The organism is Arthrobacter sp. TJ-270, assembly GCF_058269075.1.
The window spans coordinates 17,061-35,772 of the sequence record NZ_JBZCNB010000001.1; the positions used below are offsets into that span (position 1 = coordinate 17,061).

Consider the following 18,712-nt stretch of genomic DNA (forward strand, 5'->3'; position numbering starts at 1 on the left):
AAAAAGTCCGGCCCCAACACCTGCGTGGTGGGGCCGGACTTCAGGAATTTGTGCTGCTGATCAGCGGCGGCGGTCAGTGTCCACGACATCGACCCGCACCGGCTCGCCATCCGCGAGGGCGGAAATGACGGTGCGCAATGCGCGTGCCGTTCGACCCTGACGGCCGATCACGCGGCCGAGGTCTTCCTGATGGACGCGCACCTCGAGGGTCTCACCACGACGGTTCGACTTGGAGGAAACCTGCACATCATCAGGGCTGTCCACGATTCCGCGGACTAGGTGCTCCAGCGCTTCAGCGAGCAACTTACTCGGCCTCGGTAGCTTCAGCCTCGGACTCGTCAGCCTTCTTGCTCTTCGGGGTGATGGCCTCAGGCACAATGACTGAGCCCTTCTCAGGAGCCGTGAAGGACTCCTTGGGAGCCTTGGTCTTCAGGGTGCCTTCCTGGCCCTCGATGCCCTTGTACTTCTGCCAGTCACCGGTGATCTTCAGGATCGCGGCAACCTGCTCTGAGGGCTGTGCACCGACGCCAAGCCAGTACTGTGCACGGTCCGACTTGACCTCGATGAACGAGGGCTCCTCGGTGGGATGGTACTTGCCGATTTCCTCGATGGCGCGTCCATCGCGCTTTGCGCGGGAGTCCATGACGACAATGCGGTAGTACGGTGCGCGCATCTTACCGAAGCGCTTCAGGCGAATCTTTACGGCCACTTGTGTGGTCACTCCTTGTTGATCAAAAGGGCGAACTCCGGTTTCTGCTCCCGTGGGGCGGGCCATACATTTTGGAGTCCTAGAGGACACAATGCGCGCAGAGAGAGGGGCTGCGCGGATTGGGTACGGATCCATTGTGCCAGAAGTTCATGCATAGTGGCGACTTCGCGCAGTATCGGTCGCGTCTTACCGCACAGCTACGCGGAGCTTGTTCCGCCACGGGTCTTCGAAGCGCAGCTCCAGACCGGTGTGGTGGTGCCCGATACCGGCGCCCTTCAGGCGCTCGGCAAGCGCCTCGACCTCATCGGTGTGGGGCACCCGGATGAGGACTTCCCCGAGCCCGAGGGTGTCCTTGCGGGGGCCGGCACCGCGGCTGTTCCACACGTTCATTGCCATGTGGTGGTGGTACCCGCCGGCGGAGACGAACAATGCCTGGCCGTGCCAGCCGGCAGTCCGCTCGAATCCGAGTGTGTTGACGTAGAACTGTTCCGCGGTCTGTACGTCACCTACCTGCAGATGAACATGCCCGACGCCGGCAGCCGCCTGCTGCTGATGCGCCACGGACTCTTCAGTGAGGTTGCTTTCGAGGTATTGCCTTGGCGGGAGCGGCGCGTTGTCCATGACGACGGTGCGCCGGCCCTCGCTGATGGTCCAGTCCCAGGTGTCACGCGGCTTGTCGAAGTACAGTTCGATCCCGTTTCCTTCCGGATCCGAGAAATAGAATGCTTCACTCACGAGGTGGTCCGCACTTCCCACATACCGCCCTTCGGCGGACTGTGCTGCCTGTGCGGCGGACGCCACCGTAGCTGCAAGGTCGGCACGGTCGGCGAACAACAGCGCGGTGTGGAAGAGGCCGGCCTCCGTGGGTGCTGGCAGCCTCAGCCCGGCTGCGGGAGCCAGATGAATCAACCGCTCGTTTCCGCGGCCGAGGTAAAGGCCGCCGTCGGATTCGGCAATATCAATGAGGCCGAGCGCGCTTCGGTAGTAGGCGGCCATACGGTCGAGATTTCCAACTTTGAGCATCACGGTGCTCATAGCGGTCTCCGCCGGCATCAGGTCTTGTGCATTCATGGTGTCCTCCAAGCATGTGGTTCATTTACCACAACTACTTGAAGATTAAACTTATTCCCGTTGACCCCGGAATATCAATGGCTGGTGACGAACTCACGGATGAGGGCATTGCCCTCATCCGTATCCTGCGGACGATGTCCGCCTCCAACAACCCTGTGGACGGCACCGGTCCCCGCGAGGTACTCCGCCACCTCTTCATAGAGCGGCTCCCAGCCACCGGTCAGCACGAGAGTGGGCACACCGGGAACAATCGTCAGCGGCGCCGTCCAGGGCGGTGTCTGGAGCCGGAGACGCCGGGCACGGTGACGGTCTTCGGCGGTATTGATCGGCTGCGGTTCCGAATCGAAGACCGCCCGCGCGAACTCGCGGTGAAATTCCTCATCAGTCAGGTCCGCTGCACGGGCGAACAAAGGCTCCACCCGGGCACGGTGCGCCGCTGTTGCAGGCAACTCCTCTGTAAGGGACAGGCACGCGGGTTCCGCAAGAATGAGCGACCGCACCAGCACTGGCCGCTCAACCGCAAGCATCATCGCAGAAACAGCGCCCTGCGACGCCGCCACAAGATGACCGCCCTCCCCCAGTGCGTCCTCGAGGATTCGCAGGTCCGCTGAGAAGTCTGTTGGGAGCGGAGCCGCAACGGGATCAAAACCGTGGCGCCGCACGAAGAGGCAGTCAAACTCGAGCGCCATTCCGTGTTGCCTCGGCCAGGCCGCCGCACCGAAGGTTCCCGCGCCATGCACGAAGGTAACGCGATCGCCTTTCATGACCTCAACCTAGCTGCCGCGCCGGACATACCTGGCCGGCCGGCGTCACGACCGTCGGGACGGTCTATTTCCCGAGAAACTTCTCGAACCCCTTCGGAAGGTTCAATGACGCCGGGTCGAAGTCGTTCTGCTGGCCGAAGGCTGCACCGGTGGGAACGGACGCACGCTGACCGTTCCGGCGAGCCTCCGCGGCAGCAGCCTCCTGAGCGGCCTTCGCGGGATTGCCCGAGCGCGGCTTCTTCTTCCCCTTGGCGTTCGCCTTGCCCTTCCTTGCACCACCATTGAAGCCACCCGGGCCCGGTACACCCGGCATACCGGGAATGCCGCCACCGGCAGCCATCTTGCGCATCATCTTCTGCGCCTGACCGAAACGCTCCAACAGGCCGTTCACCTCGGAGACGTGGACACCGGAGCCGCGCGCGATACGGGCGCGCCGTGAGCCGTTGATAATTTTTGGAGCAACCCGCTCATGCGGGGTCATGGAGCGGACGATTGCCTCGACACGGTCAATCTCGCGCTCGTCGAAGTTCTCCAGCTGCTGCCGCATGTTGGCGGCACCGGGCATCATCATGAGCATTTTCTTCATGGAGCCCATGTTGCGGATCTGCTGCATCTGCGCGAGGAAGTCGTCGAGGGTGAAGTCTTCCTGATCGGCGAATTTCTTCGCCATCCGGGCAGCCTCGTCCTTGTCCCACGCCTGCTCCGCCTGCTCGATCAGGGTGAGGATGTCGCCCATGTCGAGGATGCGCGAGGCCATGCGGTCAGGGTGGAACACCTCGAAGTCCGTCAGTGCTTCGCCGGTGGAGGCAAACATGACCGGCTTGCCCGTGATGGATGCGACCGAGAGTGCGGCACCGCCGCGGGCGTCGCCGTCGAGCTTGGTCAGGACGACGCCCGTGAAGTTGACGCCCTCGTTGAAGGCCTGGGCAGTGTTCACTGCGTCCTGGCCGATCATTGCGTCAATGACGAAAAGCACTTCGTCCGGGTTGACGGCGTCGCGGATATCGGATGCCTGCTGCATGAGCTCGGCATCGATGCCGAGGCGGCCGGCTGTGTCGACGATGACGACGTCGTGGAGTTTGGTCCGTGCCTCGGCAACGCCCTGGCGGGCTACCTCCACGGGGTTGCCGGTGGCGGCCTCGAACTCGGAGCTGACACCCGGATGGGGAGCGAAGACAGGAACGCCGGCGCGCTGCCCGTTGACCTCCAGCTGCTTGACTGCGTTGGGCCTCTGGAGGTCACACGCCACCAGCAGGGGGCTGTGCCCCTGCCCCTTGAGCCATTTAGCGAGCTTTCCCGCGAGGGTGGTCTTACCCGCACCCTGCAGGCCGGCCAGCATGATGACCGTCGGCGGGTTCTTGGCAAGGCGGAGCCGGCGTGTCTCGCCGCCGAGGATGCCGACGAGCTCCTCGTTCACGATCTTGACGACCTGCTGCCCCGGATTCAGCGCCTGGGAGACTTCCAGTCCGAGGGCGCGTTCCTTGACCTGCGCGGCGAAGGCGCGCACCACCGGTACGGCGACATCCGCGTCGAGCAGCGCGCGACGGATCTCGCGGACCGTTGCGTCGACGTCGGCCTCCGACAGACGGCCCTTGCCGCGAAGGTTTTTGAAGGTCGCTGTCAACCGGTCTGAGAGTGAATTGAACACGGTGCGTGAACTGCTTTCCTCGAACGGAGTGGATTCAACTTCTAGGGTATCAACTGGGTTCGCTCCCACGGGCAGCAGACAGCCACCCCCTGGCAGTGGCAGGGTGTAAGGGTGACTACTCATGCGATTGACGAAAAGGCATCCGGGCAACAGTTCCGGGGGCAGACAATTCGTACACTGCTGATTCTTGGGGCCTCAGGCGACCTGACGGGCCGGCTGCTGCTGCCCGGGCTTGCCCGGCTGGTCAGGCACGGAAAGGCCGAAGGCCTGGCCCTGGTGGGAGCAGGATCCGATGTCTGGAACGCGGAAGACTGGCAGGAGCGACTGGCCACGTCATTCGCCGCTGCATCGCCAGACTCCGGCACACGGGACGACGGCGGAGCCCTGCAGCAGATTTGCGCCGCCAGTACCTATCATCAGGTCGACGTCACAGCGAAGGGTGCGCTGGCGGAGCTCATCGCCGGGTTGGAGCCCCCGGTAGCAATCTATTTCGCACTGCCGCCGGCTGTCAGTGAAAGAGCCTGCGCCACGCTCGAGCCGGAAGATCTCCCGGACGGCTCCCGCCTGGTGATGGAGAAACCGTTCGGCACGGACACGGAATCGGCAACCCGGCTGAACACAATCCTGAGCCGGCTGGTACCTGAGGACCATATCCACCGTGTTGACCACTTTCTCGGCAAAGCCACGGTGCTGAATATCCTCGGCCTCCGCTTCGCGAACCGGCTGTTGGAACCGGTGTGGAACAGTCTCCACATCGATTCAGTGGACATTGTGTTCGACGAGAAGCTGACGCTAGAGAACCGTGCACGCTACTACGACGGCGCCGGCGCCCTGCGAGACATGATCCAGAGCCACCTCTTGCAGGTGATGGCCCTTCTCGCTATGAATGCGCCGTCGACCCTGCACGAACGGGACCTGCGGGATCATATCGGTTCCGTGCTGAGGGCCAGCTCGGTGCATCCGGACTTCCGGGCCAGTACCCGGCGTGCCCGTTACACCGCCGGAAGCATCGATGGACGCGACGTCCCGAACTACGTGGACGAAGACGGCGTCGACCCGTCCCGCGGAACCGAGACGCTCGCTGAAATAGTGGTGTCCATCAACAACGACCGTTGGGCCGGGGTGCCGTTCCGGTTGCGGTCAGGAAAGTCGCTCGGCCGGACCCGCAAGGAAGCAGTGATCACTTTCAAGCCGGTCAACCACCTCCCCGATGGCTTCACCGGGGTTGGCTCCCCCACCCGGCTCCGGATCGGATTCGGACCGGACACGCTCGAGCTGGACATCGACGTGAACGGACCCGGTGACGTGTTCTGCCTGGACCGGGCAACTTTGCAGGCAGAGTTGAACGCCTCAGACCTCCTCCCCTACGGAGAGGTTCTGGACAGCGTACTCTCGGGTGACCCCACGCTATCCGTTCGTGGGGATACCGCTGAGGACTGCTGGCGCATTGTGGAGCCGGTACTCGCTGCCTGGGACGCAAACGAGGTTCCGATGGACGAGTATCCTGCCGGGTCCGACGGCCCACCGAACTGGTAAGCAGCGACTCATCGGTTGCGCTGCGCCCCTGTGCAGCAACAAAGGTCAGGCCACGTGCTGAACACGTGGCCTGACCTTTGAGTACGGTTTATCAGAGGGCTGCTTCGCCTCTTTCGCCCGTGCGGACGCGGACTGCGTCCTCAACGGGCAGGACCCAGACTTTGCCGTCCCCGGCGCGGCCTGTGTTGGCTGTCGAGACGAGCACGTCCACGATGTCGGTGACCGAGGAGTCCGAAACCAGTACCTCGACCCGGGCCTTCTGCAGCAGGTCAACGGTGTATTCCGCGCCGCGGTAGACCTCCGTGTGCCCACGCTGGCGGCCATAGCCGCTCGCCTGGCTGACGGTGAGGCCCTGGACTCCGTAGTTCTCGAGGGCTCCGCGAACACTATCCAACTTGTCAGGACGAACGATCGCTGTAACTAGTTTCATGAGTTCACCTTCTGCTCGGCCTGATCGGCGACGGGAGCCTGACTGGTTGCGTGGAACGGGTGGAACTGTCCTCCAACGCCCAGCCCACCGAATTCGTAGGCGGTTTCTGCGTGTTCGGAGAGGTCAACGCCCGATACCTCGTTGTCAGGAGTGACCCGGAAACCAATGGTCTTGTGGATTGCCAGACCGATCAGAGCCGTCATCACCGCGGACAGCGTGACCGCTACGAGCACGGAGACGATCTGTGCGACCAGCTGACCGGCACCGCCGCCATAGAACAGGCCGCCGCCTTCGCCATCAACCGGCATTGCGATGAAGCCGATGGCGATGGTTCCCAGTGTGCCGGCCACCAGGTGCACGGCCACCACATCGAGCGAGTCGTCAAAGCCGAGCTTGTACTTCAGGCTCACGGCCAGCGCGCATACTGCGCCGGACACCAGTCCAAGTCCGATTGCGCCGATAGGGCTGACGCTTGCACAGGCCGGTGTGATCGCAACGAGACCGGCGACGATACCGGAGGCTGCACCGAGGGAGGTGGGGCGGCCATCGCGGAAGCGTTCAGTGACGAGCCAACCGACCATCGCCGCTGCCGGTGCTGCCATGGTGTTGACCCAGATCAAGCCGGCTTCCTCGGCAGTACCCGCGGCACCGCCGTTGAAACCGAACCAGCCGAACCACAGCAGTGCTGCGCCAAGCATGACCAGGGGAACGTTGTGGGGGCGGTGTGCCGGGTCCTTGCCGAAGCCCTGACGCTTGCCGAGGATGATCGCGAGGACCAGGGCGGCAACGCCTGCGCTGATGTGGACGACGGTTCCTCCGGCGAAGTCGATAGCCTCACCGACCGCACTGCCGATGGCGCCTTCGGCGCTGAGCAGGCCGCCTCCCCACACCATGAATGCGAGTGGGCAGTAAACGGCGGTGACCCAGATGGGCACGAAGAGCGACCAGGCACCGAACTTGGCCCGGTCTGCGATGGCACCGCTGATGAGTGCAACTGTGATGATCGCGAACGTTACGCCGTACCCGGCGCCGATCATGTCTTCCGTCCCGATGAGTCCTTCAAGCCCGAATGAGGCGAAGGGATTTCCGAAGAGCTGGGCGACGCCGTCGCCGCCTGTCATCGAGTAGCCCCAGAGCACCCACACGATGCCTACCAGGCCCACAGCGATGAAGCTCATCATCATCATGTTCAGGGCTGCCTTGGCACGGGTCATGCCCCCATAGAAAAATGCCAGTCCGGGGGTCATGAGCAATACCAGGGCGGCGGAAACCATGACCCAGACGTGACCTGCTGTCAGATCCATCTTTACGTCCTCTCGCGAGTGGCGGGCACTTCCCGCTGTCGAAAAGTCTCGCAATGGCGTGTTTCGTCGTCTTGGGAATTGTGTTGCCGGGACGTTACGAGCGCTTCACTGACGTAAAGAGTGCATATCAGTCATGTTTCCTTCGTGTTTCCGGGCTGCAGAAACGGCTCCGGGGCCTGTTAAACGGGTACACCCCGCGTTAGGATCACTTCCTTCGCGGGGCGTACCGGGTGCTGACTGCGGAGTGCACCGGGACTTTTGATGTCAGTTCAGCAGCGCATCCACAAATTCTTCTGCGTCGAACGGAGCCAGGTCATCGGCACCTTCACCGAGGCCGATCAGCTTCACCGGCACACCGAGCGAGCGCTGGATGGCCACTACGATGCCGCCCTTGGCTGTGCCGTCCAGCTTCGTGAGGACGATTCCGGTGATATTGACGACCTCGGCGAAAACCCTTGCCTGGTTGAGACCGTTCTGTCCGGTTGTCGCGTCAAGGACCAGCAGCACCTCATCGACGGTGCCCTGCTTTTCGATGACGCGCTTGACCTTGCCGAGCTCGTCCATCAGCCCAACCTTGTTCTGCAAACGGCCAGCAGTGTCGATCATGACGACGTCAACCTCGCCTTCGATTCCGGCCCTGACCGCCTCGAAGGCAACGGAGGCAGGATCGGCGCCGTCGACGTCGGACTTCACTGTGGGCACCCCGACCCGTTGTCCCCAGGTTGCCAGCTGCTCAGCAGCGGCGGCCCGGAAAGTATCTGCTGCTCCGAGCAGCACGTCCTTGTCTTCGGCCACGAGGACACGCGCGAGCTTGCCGACCGTGGTCGTCTTGCCGACGCCGTTCACGCCGACCACCATGACGATGGCGGGGCGGTCCGCGTGGCGGTGGGTGGCGAGGGAACGGTCCATGGTGGGGTCAACGAGCTTGATCAACTCATCCCGGAGCATGTCCTTGACCTCTTCGGGGCTGCGGCTGCCGGCGATCCTGACCCGGTGACGGAGGGCGTCCACGAGTTCACCCGTCGGTTCGGTGCCGAGGTCGGCAAGGAGCAGCGTCTCCTCGATCTCGTCCCACACGTCTTCGTCTATGCGGTCACGGGAGAGCAGGGCCAGAAGACCCTTGCCTAGTGCGTTGTTGGACTTGGCGAGCCGCGCCCTCAACCGGGCCAGGCGGCCCTGTACCGGGTCCGGAGTTTCGATCGGAACGGTCTCGACACCGATCTGGGTTTCCTCGAGGTCCCGCAGGTCATCGGGGACAACTACATCCGGCCCGGTGTCGAAGTCCGTGGGCCTCTCAAGCGTGTCAGTGCCTACGCGGCGCGCGGCGATACCGCCGTCGTCGTCGGCGTCCCGCGTGGTGGTATAGGTGCCCGGCGGCGTGCGGCGGGAGCGCACGAACAAGGCGGCAAGGGACCCCAAAAGGGCCAGTGCCACGACTACGTAAATTACTATCGGGAGGATCTCATTCACGCTCCCAAGCTTCTCACACGGCCGGCGGACGGACGGGGGGCCAAGAAGCTGGGAGAATCGTGAATCGTGGTTGCTTCTCGAAACTTTCTCCGGCGCGGCAAGCAGGACCCGGATACTGAAGAACGCCCGCGCCTGCCGCGGGAACTGAAGGTCCTCATCGCCGCGGCGTTTGTCATTGCGATCGGCTTCGGGCTGGTTGCCCCGGTCCTCCCCCAGTTTGCGCAGAGCTTCGGCGTGGAGGCGACCGCCGCGGCGGTCATCGTCAGTGCTTTCGCGTTCACCCGGCTGGTCTTCGCGCCCGCCGGCGGCAAGCTCGTTGAGCGCCTCGGTGAGCGCCCCGTGTACGTGACGGGGCTGCTGATCGTCGCGCTGTCGACGGCCGCCACCGCATTCGCTGCCGACTACTGGCAGTTGCTGATCTTCCGCGGACTCGGGGGGATCGGTTCGACCATGTTCACCATTTCGGCGATGGGCCTGATTGTCCGGATGGCACCGGCAGGAATGCGTGGGCGTGTCACAGGCGCCTATGCGTCGGCGTTCCTTCTCGGAAGCATAGGCGGGCCGTTCCTGGGCGGGCTGCTGGCCGGGTTCGGCCTGCGGGTTCCGTTCCTGGTCTATGCCGGAGCTTTGCTGGTTGCGGCCGCCGTCGTCTTCTTCCAGCTCAAGGACACGACGCTGGGCAGCCGGAGAGGTGCCGCAGCGCAGCCGGTGCTCACAGTCCGCGAGGCGGTCCGAGACTCGGCGTACCGCGCCGCGCTGGTTTCCGGGTTCGCCAACGGTTGGGCGTCATTCGGGGTCCGGATGGCCCTTGTCCCGCTGTTCGCGGCGGCCGTACTGGGAGCAGGCCCGGAAGTGGCGGGTATTTCCCTGGCCTTCTTCGCCGGAGGCACCGCGCTCGCTCTCACTGTCTCGGGCAGACTCGCCGATTCACTGGGCCGAAAGCCTCTGGTGCTAACCGGGCTGGCAGTGAACGGTGCCGCCATGGCGTGCCTCGGCCTGACCGGTGACGTGGTGACGTTCCTGGTCGTCTCGGTGGTTGCGGGCATCGGTGCAGGAATCCTCAACCCAGCCCAGCAGGCGGCGGTTGCCGACGTCATCGGGAACGATCGGAGCGGCGGCAAGGTTCTGGCAGCGTTCCAGATGAGCACCGACACCGGAGCAATTTTCGGTCCCATCCTGGCCGGCCTGCTGGTGGATGCGTTCTCCTATGGCTGGGCGTTCGGGCTGACCGGCGTCACGGCCCTCGCGGCTTTCATGATGTGGCTGGCCGCACGCGAAACCCTGGTCGACCCGGGCCGGTCCGTCACGCGTCCACCAGCCGCTGGCTGATCACCGTGGACACGCCGTCGCCCCGCATGGTCACGCCATAGAGCGCGTCCGCGACTTCCATGGTGCGCTTCTGGTGGGTGATGACGATCAGCTGACTGGACTCCCGCAGTTCTTCAAAAATGGTGATGAGCCGCCCAAGGTTGGTGTCATCCAGAGCCGCTTCAACCTCGTCCATCACGTAGAAGGGCGACGGCCGAGCCTTGAAGATGGCCACCAGCAGCGCGACGGCGGTCAGGGACCTTTCGCCCCCGGAGAGCAGTGAGAGCCGCTTGATCTTTTTGCCCGCGGGCCTCGCCTCGACCTCAATGCCCGTGGTCAGCATGTTCTCCGGGTCGGTCAGCACGAGACGGCCCTCACCTCCCGGGAACAGGCGCCCGAAGACCCGCTCGAACTGCTCGGCTGTGTCACGGTAGGCGGCGGTGAACACCTGCTCCACCCGCTCATCGACCTCTCGGATGATGTCCAGCAGATCCTTCCGCGTGGCCTTTAGGTCCTCAAGCTGCGTGCTGAGGAACTGGTGCCGTTCCTCGAGCGCCGCGAACTCTTCGAGTGCGAGCGGGTTCACCTTGCCCAGCGCTGACAGGTCCCGCTCGGCACGCTTGAGCCGCTTTTCCTGCTCCTCACGCACAAACGGCACTCCTTCGCGGATCGGTTTGCCGTCGTCGTCCACAGCCACGCGCAATTCAGCCCACTTGTCCGCCGGTTTGGCGGCCGTGGGAACGGGCTGGTCCGGGCCGTACTCCGCGACAAGGTGGTCCGCGGTGAGTCCGAGCTCGTCAATGGACCGGTTCTCCAACGCCTCGATCCTCAGTCGCTGCTGAGCGCGTGCCAGTTCATCCCGGTGAACGGAGTCGGTAAGCTCTGCCAGCTCGGTCATCAGCGACTCATTGCCGCTGCGGACGGCGGCAAGCTCGGTCTCCCAGGCTGATCGCACCTCTTCTGCAGCGTCCCGTGCCCGGCCGGCGCGGTCAACTGAGACATCAATGAAGGCGAGCGCCTGACTCACTGCCTTCGCGACTGCAGCGGCCTTGGCCGCCTGAAGCCTTCGGATCCGAGCCCGTTCCGCAGCCTGCTCGCGGGCTTTCCGTTCTGTCTGGGCGGCGTGCTCCAGCGAGGCGGCCCGGTTTGAAGTTGCCCTGAGCTGCTCCTCCGCGCTGCGCAGCGCGAGGCGAGCCTCCATCTCCGCCTGGCGGGCGGAGGTGGCGGCGAGCGCGAGCATGTCGCGCGTCCGGGTGTCGGGTTCAACGTCCGCCGGGGCCTCCTGGGCCTGGGCAAGCCGCTGGGTGATTTCCTGAAGGCGCTCCTGCTCCGCAGCGAGGTTTCCCTCCGCGGCCTCAGCCAGCCGGGCCAGGCGCTCCGCTTCGCCCGATGCCGAACGCAACACGGAGCCAAGCTGGCCGAGCTTCTCGGCGACTGCTGCAAGCCGCGCGTCCGACTCGTGAAGCCGCTCAAGCGCGCCATCTGTCCGTTCCTGTGCCTCCTCACGTTGGGCGGTGGCCGCCGAAATACCGAATCGGGCCCGCTCGTACCGTTCAGTGACCATACGAAGGGCTTCGGCAGCCTCGTCGACGGCAGCCTGGACCTCAATGGTCCCGGGAGCTGCGGCGGTTCCTCCCCGCACCGACACGGCCGTGTAGACATCTCCCTCTCGGGTCACCGCAGTCAGTAGGGGGTGCCGCTGCACCAGATCGGCGGCGTCGGCCAGAGAATCAACGACGACGGCGGCGGAAAGCATCGTTCGCACGGCACCTTCCAGTGCCCCCTGGGTCGAGACAAGCGAGGAAGCCGCACGGGCGCCGTCGGGCAGGCCGCCGCTTGCCAGAGCGCTCTGAGCGCCCGCCTCGGCGGCGACCGAATCTGCAGACACGACCAGTAGCTCGACCCGGCCGGCTTCGTCGTCCTTCATCCGGCGAAGGGCGGCACCCGCTGCCTCGAGAGAATCGACCGCTACGCCTTCTGCCACCGTGCCGAGCGCTGCCGCAATGGCGGCCTCATAACCGGACTCCACAGTCAACAGTTCAGCGACAGGACCGAGTACCCCGTCCATGCCGGCATCCAGCAGCGTGCGTGAACCGTCCTTGCGCTCCAACCCCAGCCGCAGCGCCTCGATACGCGCCTGCAGCGCATCGCGTTCCCTCTCGGCGGTCCTCTCTTCGGCGTGGAGTTCCTCGAGGGTCTCAAGCACGGCGTCGAGGGCAGCGCTGGCCGCTTCATAGTCGGCGTCGAGGCTTTCCTCCCCCTCTTCGGCGCCCGCTACCTGGGTTTCCAGTGCCGTGAACTCGCTCTGCGCATGCCGACGGCGATCCGCCACTTCGACGACGGAGTCCCGGAGCCTTCCCAGCTCCGCCTCTGCCGCCTCAACCCGGGACCGCGCTGCCCCGACCTGGCCGGACAGCTTCGCAAGCCCCTCGCGCCGGTCGGCAGCCGCTCTCAGGCGGGACGCGAGGCGCTGCTCCTCGGCGGCCGCCGCGTCTTCGGCTTCCGCACGCTGTTCCAGCGCATCCTCGAGCATGTCGGAACGCTCAGCGATATGTTCCTCCAGCTCGGCCTCCTCTGCCCGGACGAGTGCGGCCTGCCGGTCCAGCTCATCAGGGTCCCGTCCACTCTCCGCTGCCGTATCCGCCGACCCCAGCAGACGACGCCGTTCCTCGGCGAGGCTGCCGAGGGAGCGGAAGCGCTCGCGGGTGGATGAGAGGCGGTACCAGGCATCGCGTGCTGCGTTCAGCCGCGGTGTTGCCTCCGCCGCGAGGCGCTCAAGTTCAGCCTGCCGGGAGCGCCCGGACTCCAGGAGAGCTTCAACCTCCGCCCGGCGTTGTTTCAGGGCCGTTTCGTCGGCAATCTCCTGCTTGAACGTCGTGATTAATTGAACCAGGTCGTCAGCGAGCAGGCGGGCGCGTGCATCGCGTGCCTCGAACTGCACCTGTTGGGCGCGGCGCGCAATGTCTGCCTGCTTACCGAGCGGCGTCAACTGCCGTCGGAGTTCCCCCGTGAGATCGGTGAGACGGGTGAGGTTCGCCTGCATCGCCTCGAGCTTGCGGACAGTCTTTTCCTTGCGCCGACGGTGTTTCAGGATGCCGGCTGCCTCCTCTATGAAACCGCGCCGGTCTTCCGGGGTTGCATGCAGGACGCGGTCGAGCTGGCCTTGCCCCACGATGACGTGCATCTCACGCCCGAGTCCGGAATCGGAAAGGAGCTCCTGGATGTCAAGGAGACGGCAGTTGTTCCCATTAATTGCGTATTCGGAACCGCCGGCCCGGAAAAGGGTGCGGGAGATTGTCACCTCCGAATACTCGATCGGCAGTGCGCCGTCGGAGTTGTCGATGGTGAGCGACACCTGCGCCCGGCCCAGCGGGGGCCTGCCGGAGGTGCCGGCGAAAATGACGTCCTCCATCTTTCCGCCGCGGAGAGTCTTGGCCCCCTGCTCGCCCATTACCCACGCCAGAGCGTCGACGACGTTGGACTTGCCGGAACCGTTGGGACCGACGACGGCGGTGACTCCGGGTTCAAAGTCGAAGGTCGTTGCAGAGGCAAAAGACTTGAAGCCTCGAACGGTCAGACTTTTCAGATGCACGGGTCTCGGGTTCTCCGATCGGGATTGTTACCCCACAATCTACTGTGTTCACGGCTATTTCAGAGGCATTTCACCCGGCACGGGCGCCCCTCGCGTCCGCGAGGCGAGATGCCGTTATCTGCTGGAGGAACTAGGCTTTCTTTAGGATCGTTAGTAACCGAAGTATGCTTATCATTTCCAGATTGGCATTCACTGCCGGCAATGCGCTATCGGTTCCGGTGCAGCAAACAGCGGACCAGCGGATAAATCCGCGGAACACTAGGCAGGAAATTTGACCGGTAATTCTAACTTCCGACATCACAACACCGCGCTCATCGGCGTGGAAAGTGTTGAGGCACCGGTCATTATCACCTCCTCAGAATTCGATCGCATACTCTCTCCGGCTCTCAGACGGCTGCGGCTCTCAAAGGGCCTTCTGCAGCGCGTCGCCGGCATCACCGAGCGGCGTTGGTGGGCCCCCGGTACAGGCTTCGAAGACGGAGCGATCGAGGCAGGCGCAAAGGCGCTGGCTTCTTCCGGCATCGAAGCGTCCCAAATCGGTCTCCTGATCAACACATCGGTTTCGCGCACCAATCTTGAGCCGTCCGTCGCCGTGAAGATTCATAACGGGCTTGGGCTGCCCTCTTCCGCCATGAATTTTGACGTCGCCAATGCGTGCCTCGGTTTCGTCAACGGCATGACCCTGGCCGCCAACATGATCGAAGCGGGCCAGATTCAGTACGCCATGATCGTCAACGGCGAAGACGCTCAGGCCACGCAGGAAGCAACGCTCCGCCGTCTGAATGAACCGACCGCTACGCGGGAGAGCTTCATGCAGGAGTTCGCAACCCTGACCCTGGGCTCCGGCGCTGCTGCGGCAATTCTCGGTCCTGCCGACCTGCATCCGGGTTCCCACCGGATCCTCGGCGGTGTTGCGCGTGCGGGGACCGAACATCATGAACTGTGCGTCGGGGGTATCGACGGAATGTACACCAACGCGCAGGGGCTGCTCGATGGCGGCCTCCAGCTGGTCGTTGAGGCCTGGAACGAGGCGCAGCAGGACTGGCAGTGGGCGGACATGGACCGGTACATTACGCACCAGGTGAGCACCACCCATACAGCCGCCATCATCGACGCCGTCGATCTCGACCCGAAGAAGGTCCCCCAGACCTTCCAGCGATGGGGGAACGTTGGGCCCGCGTCGCTGCCCATGACGCTTGCCGCGGAGGCCCAGACGTTGATCACAGGCGACCGCGTACTGTGCATGGGGGTCGGCTCCGGCCTCAACACCGCGATGCTGGAGATTGAGTGGTAGAACTTCCCGGCGTCGACCCTGCGTGGTCGGCCTACCTCGACGTGCCGTCGACCGCTGGTGTGGACCCGGACGGGACCGTCAACCGCTGGCATTACTTGGACAACCTGCCCACCCTGGACGGTGAGGCGCGCGGCACGCTGCTGTGCGTGCACGGAAATCCCACCTGGTCCTATCTCTGGCGCACCCTGCTTGCCGCCGGTGTCCGGCACGGCTGGCGCGTCGTCGCCGTTGATCAGCTTGAGATGGGCTTCTCCGAGCGGACGGGCCGGATGCGGCGGCTCGCCGACCGCGTACGGGATCTTGAGGACTTCGTGTCCTCGCTCGGACTGAGCGGACCGCTGGTGACCGTCGGCCACGACTGGGGCGGCGTTGTCAGCCTCGGTTTCGCCGACCGTAACCGCGCCCACCTGACCGCCGTCGTGCTCACCAATACGGCAGTCCACCAGGAACCGGGCTCCCCCATCCCAGCACCGCTCCGTCTTGCGCTCAATGGCGCTGTCCACCGGGTGGGAACATCGACCACACCCGCTTTCCTCGAGACAACGCTGGCACTGGCGCGCCCACGCCTCTCCGGTGATGTACGTGCCGCCTATCGCGCGCCTTACCGCACGGCGGCCCGCCGCCGGGGCATTGAGCAATTCGTTGCCGACATCCCCGTCGGTCCGGAACACCCAAGCCACGCGGACCTGATCCGGATCGCCGAGGGCATACGGTCCCTTCAGGTACCAGTACTCATGCTCTGGGGCCCCGGCGATCCCATCTTCTCGGACACCTATCTGGAGGACCTCGCCCGGCGCCTTCCCCAGGCGGATGTCCACCGGTTCGAAGGCGCAAGCCACTTGGTTGTTGAAGATCGCGACATCGCCACGCCGGTTTTCGACTGGCTCGATCAGCCCACCACGAGCCGTGACGCCGGACCGGCAAGTGGTTCCGACGGAAACTTCACGCCGCTGTGGCACCAGATCAGGGAACGGAGCAGCGGTCCGGCCGCGGACACCCTCGCTATCGCCGACATGGGGCACGATGGCGCGGTGGCCAACTCGCTCTCCTGGCGGGACCTGGACGCCCAGGTCAGTCGCCTCGCAGCGGCGTTGAACGGGATTGGAGTGACGACCGGCAGCCGGGTTAGTCTGATGGTCCCCCCGGGCATCGAGCTGACCGTCCTTATCTACGCCTGTCTCCGTCTCGGCGCTGTCATTGTCCTTGCCGACGCCGGACTGGGCGCAAAAGGCCTTAGCCGGGCAGTCCGCGGCACCGTGCCGGATTTCCTCGTCGGCATTGAACGGGCGCTGATCGCCGGAAGAGTCTTCGGATGGCCGGGCGTCCGCATCAGCGTTGGACAGGTACCGACGGCGCGTGCCCACCTGCTCGGGGTGAGCCACCACCTCGAGGACCTTACATCACAGCGCATCACCTACGAGGGCACCGATCCATCTCCTGACTCGGACGCGGCGATCCTCTTCACCTCCGGATCAACAGGACCGGCGAAGGGCGTCGTGTACACGCACCGCCGGTTGTCCGCGATGCGCGATACCCTCGCTGCCACTCTGGATCTGGTACCCGGCAGCGCGCTGGTTGCGGGTTTTGCCCCTTTCGCCCTCCTCGGACCCGCGCTGGGAGCCGCGTCCGTCACTCCCGATATGGACGTCACCGCACCCCGTACGCTGACAGCGCGTGCTCTTTCCGATGCCGCCGCTGCTATCGAAGCCACCACGGTCTTTGCCTCCCCTGCCGCGCTGCGCAATGTCCTCGCCACAGCCTCAGGGATCACATCTCAGGGAAGACAGGCACTGCAGCGGATAAAGGTTCTGCTCTCGGCAGGGGCGCCCATTCCGGTAACCCTCCTCGAGCACCTGCAGCCACTGGTGCCGAATGCCTCGCTGCACACCCCCTACGGAATGACCGAGGCGCTTCCGGTCACGGACATTCATCTGGAGCAGCTCCGGGAGGCTGTCGCTGGATCCGTAACCGGAGCGGGGAACGGCGTCTGTGTGGGCAGGTCCGTGCCGGGGGCAGAGGTCAGAGTCAGTGCACTCGACCATCAGGGTCAGGCCTCAGGCGAACCCTCGGCGGAACCGGGCATCACCGGTGAGATTCTTGTCCGTGCCCCGCACGTCAAGGACCGCTACTACCGGTTATGGGTTACCGAAAGGGAATCCTCGCGTACCGCGGGCTGGCACCGTACCGGCGACGTCGGGCACTTGGACACGGAGGGGCGGCTCTGGGTGGAAGGCCGGCTCGCGCACATCATCACGTCCCCGACCGGCGTCGTCACGCCGGTCGGTCCCGAGCAGACAATCGAACAGCTCACGGAGGTCCGCCAGGCAGCCGTTGTCGGTGTTGGCCCATCGGGCACGCAGGCTGTGGTCGCTGTCGTCGTGACTGCTGACGGAACGAGCGCCGCCGGCCTTGCCCCGAGCAGTCTGTCCAAGAGCATCAGGAAGGCGCTCCAGGCGAGTGGAGTACAACTCGCTGCCGTGCTGACCCTTCCGTCCCTTCCCACGGACATCCGTCACAACGCGAAAATCGATCGGGCAGCCGTGGCGAGCTGGGCGGAGGAAGTTCTGGAAGGGAACAGGAGGAAGAAGCCGTGAAGGTTCTTGTCACCGGTGCCAGCGGGATGCTTGGCAGCGCCGTGGCCTCCCTGCTCGTGCGGAATGGGTATGCCGTCCGAACTTTCCAGCGTCGCCCCTCCGGGGTTCCCGGCGTCGTCGACATATCCGGACAGCTGACTGACCACACGGCCGTAGCGCACGCTGCAGCCGGGGTTGACGCCGTCATCCACCTGGCAGCCAAAGTGTCCTTCACGGGAGATGCCGATGAGTTCCACCGGGTCAACGTACTCGGAACAGATGATCTCCTGAAAACCGCCAGGGCAGCCGGCGTCGAGCGGTTTGTGCATGTTTCCTCGCCATCGGTGGCCCACGCCGGACGGTCACTGTTCGGGGCCGGAGCCGAACCTGCCGACCCTGATCACGCGAGGGGGTACTACGCCCGCACCAAGGCGCAGGCGGAAATCCTTGCCCTGAGCGCAAATAACGAGCGCATGTCCGTCGCTGTCGTCCGGCCGCACATCGTCTGGGGCCCGGGCGACACCCAGTTGGTGGAGCGGGTCCTCAACCGTGCCCGCGCGGGCCGGTTGCCACTACTCAGCGGCGGCACCGCTCTGGTCGACACAACCTATGTGGACAATGCCGCATCGGCCATCGCTGCCGCGCTGGAGCGCATGAAGTGGGTGCGCGGGCTGCCGCTGGTTGTCTCCAACGGCGAACCGAGACCCATCGGCGAACTCCTCGCGAGCATCTGCTCAGCCGGCGGTGTGCCGGAGCCGCGGAGGTCGGTCCCTGGATGGCTCGGCAGAGCTGCGGGTAGCGCCGTTGAGACCCTGTGGCGCGGCTCAAACCCGGACGGTGAGCCGCCGATGACTCGGTTCCTTGCAGAGCAACTTTCCACCGCGCACTGGTTCGACCAGCGGCAAACCAGATCATTGCTCGGCTGGACACCTGAAGTGGGCCTGGACGAGGGCTTTGCCCGGCTGGCAGACCACTACGGAAGCCGTTCCCCCCGGCATCTCTCCGTCCCCTGA

General features: G+C 64.7%; 14 protein-coding genes. 5 read left to right on the top strand and 9 right to left on the bottom strand.

The genetic code is table 11. The annotated features are described in order from the left end of the window. Positions 1-60: 60 nt before the first annotated feature. The 5 genes from AC4D2M_RS00100 to ffh form a co-directional block, all read right to left on the bottom strand. The gene (locus AC4D2M_RS00100) at positions 61-303 is read right to left on the bottom strand and encodes an RNA-binding protein (RefSeq protein ID WP_026543804.1); all 243 of its coding nucleotides are present in this window, start codon (positions 301-303) and stop codon (positions 61-63) included. Position 304: 1 nt separating this feature from the next. Continuing rightward, a complete protein-coding gene (rpsP, locus tag AC4D2M_RS00105) occupies positions 305-709 on the bottom strand; it encodes a 30S ribosomal protein S16 (RefSeq protein ID WP_490888905.1) in 405 nt (134 codons plus the stop codon). A 186-nt stretch (positions 710-895) separates the two neighbouring features. Then, complete coding sequence (locus tag AC4D2M_RS00110) at positions 896-1,780, bottom strand: VOC family protein (protein ID WP_490888907.1); 885 nt, start codon at positions 1,778-1,780, stop codon at positions 896-898. A gap of 74 nt (positions 1,781-1,854) precedes the next feature. Next, entirely contained in the window at positions 1,855-2,544 is a 690-nt protein-coding gene (locus AC4D2M_RS00115) for an alpha/beta fold hydrolase (protein ID WP_490888909.1), read from the bottom strand. A 64-nt stretch (positions 2,545-2,608) separates the two neighbouring features. Beyond that, positions 2,609-4,192 carry a signal recognition particle protein gene (gene ffh / locus AC4D2M_RS00120; RefSeq protein ID WP_490888911.1) on the bottom strand — a complete coding sequence of 528 codons (1,584 nt, stop codon included), beginning with the start codon at positions 4,190-4,192 and terminating at the stop codon, positions 2,609-2,611. Between the two features lie 111 nt (positions 4,193-4,303). Here ffh and AC4D2M_RS00125 point away from each other — a divergent pair, with 111 nt between their 5' ends. Continuing rightward, the gene (locus AC4D2M_RS00125) at positions 4,304-5,728 is read left to right on the top strand and encodes a glucose-6-phosphate dehydrogenase (protein WP_490888914.1); all 1,425 of its coding nucleotides are present in this window, start codon (positions 4,304-4,306) and stop codon (positions 5,726-5,728) included. 91 nt (positions 5,729-5,819) lie between these two features. On the opposite strand, the gene AC4D2M_RS00130 is transcribed toward AC4D2M_RS00125, so the two are convergent. From AC4D2M_RS00130 to ftsY, 3 genes are all read right to left on the bottom strand, one after another. Continuing rightward, entirely contained in the window at positions 5,820-6,158 is a 339-nt protein-coding gene (locus AC4D2M_RS00130; RefSeq protein ID WP_490888917.1) for a P-II family nitrogen regulator, read from the bottom strand. After that, positions 6,155-7,462: an ammonium transporter gene (locus tag AC4D2M_RS00135; RefSeq protein ID WP_490888920.1), complete on the bottom strand. Its 1,308-nt coding sequence runs from the start codon at positions 7,460-7,462 to the stop codon at positions 6,155-6,157. Before AC4D2M_RS00135 ends, AC4D2M_RS00130 begins: the two co-directional genes overlap by 4 nt. Positions 7,463-7,726: 264 nt before the next feature. After that, entirely contained in the window at positions 7,727-8,932 is a 1,206-nt protein-coding gene (ftsY, locus tag AC4D2M_RS00140; RefSeq protein WP_490888923.1) for a signal recognition particle-docking protein FtsY, read from the bottom strand. Positions 8,933-8,998: 66 nt separating this feature from the next. On the opposite strand from ftsY, the gene AC4D2M_RS00145 reads away from it, so the two are divergent. Further along, a complete protein-coding gene (locus tag AC4D2M_RS00145) occupies positions 8,999-10,261 on the top strand; it encodes an MFS transporter (protein WP_490888925.1) in 1,263 nt (420 codons plus the stop codon). On the opposite strand, the gene smc is transcribed toward AC4D2M_RS00145, so the two are convergent. Beyond that, positions 10,236-13,832, bottom strand: coding sequence for a chromosome segregation protein SMC (gene smc, locus AC4D2M_RS00150; RefSeq protein ID WP_490888926.1), 3,597 nt, complete (start codon positions 13,830-13,832; stop codon positions 10,236-10,238). The two genes, AC4D2M_RS00145 and smc, sit on opposite strands and share 26 nt — an antisense overlap. 271 nt (positions 13,833-14,103) lie before the next feature. On the opposite strand from smc, the gene AC4D2M_RS00155 reads away from it, so the two are divergent. The 3 genes from AC4D2M_RS00155 to AC4D2M_RS00165 are packed head-to-tail and all read left to right on the top strand — an operon-like array spanning position 14,104 to position 18,712. Then, the gene (locus tag AC4D2M_RS00155) at positions 14,104-15,126 is read left to right on the top strand and encodes a 3-oxoacyl-ACP synthase III (RefSeq protein WP_490888927.1); all 1,023 of its coding nucleotides are present in this window, start codon (positions 14,104-14,106) and stop codon (positions 15,124-15,126) included. Next, a complete protein-coding gene (locus tag AC4D2M_RS00160; RefSeq protein ID WP_490888930.1) occupies positions 15,120-17,720 on the top strand; it encodes an alpha/beta fold hydrolase in 2,601 nt (866 codons plus the stop codon). The genes AC4D2M_RS00155 and AC4D2M_RS00160 overlap by 7 nt, the downstream gene beginning before the upstream one ends. After that, positions 17,717-18,712 (top strand): NAD-dependent epimerase/dehydratase family protein, encoded by a 996-nt coding sequence (locus AC4D2M_RS00165; RefSeq protein WP_490888932.1) that lies wholly within the window; start codon positions 17,717-17,719, stop codon positions 18,710-18,712. Before AC4D2M_RS00160 ends, AC4D2M_RS00165 begins: the two co-directional genes overlap by 4 nt.

Coding starts and splice junctions, on each gene's coding strand:
- AC4D2M_RS00110 (WP_490888907.1), bottom strand. CDS start 1,780: ATGAATGCACAAGACCTGATGCCGGCGGAGACCGCTATGAGCACCGTG.
- AC4D2M_RS00115 (WP_490888909.1), bottom strand. CDS start 2,544: ATGAAAGGCGATCGCGTTACCTTCGTGCATGGCGCGGGAACCTTCGGT.
- AC4D2M_RS00130 (WP_490888917.1), bottom strand. CDS start 6,158: ATGAAACTAGTTACAGCGATCGTTCGTCCTGACAAGTTGGATAGTGTT.
- AC4D2M_RS00135 (WP_490888920.1), bottom strand. CDS start 7,462: ATGGATCTGACAGCAGGTCACGTCTGGGTCATGGTTTCCGCCGCCCTG.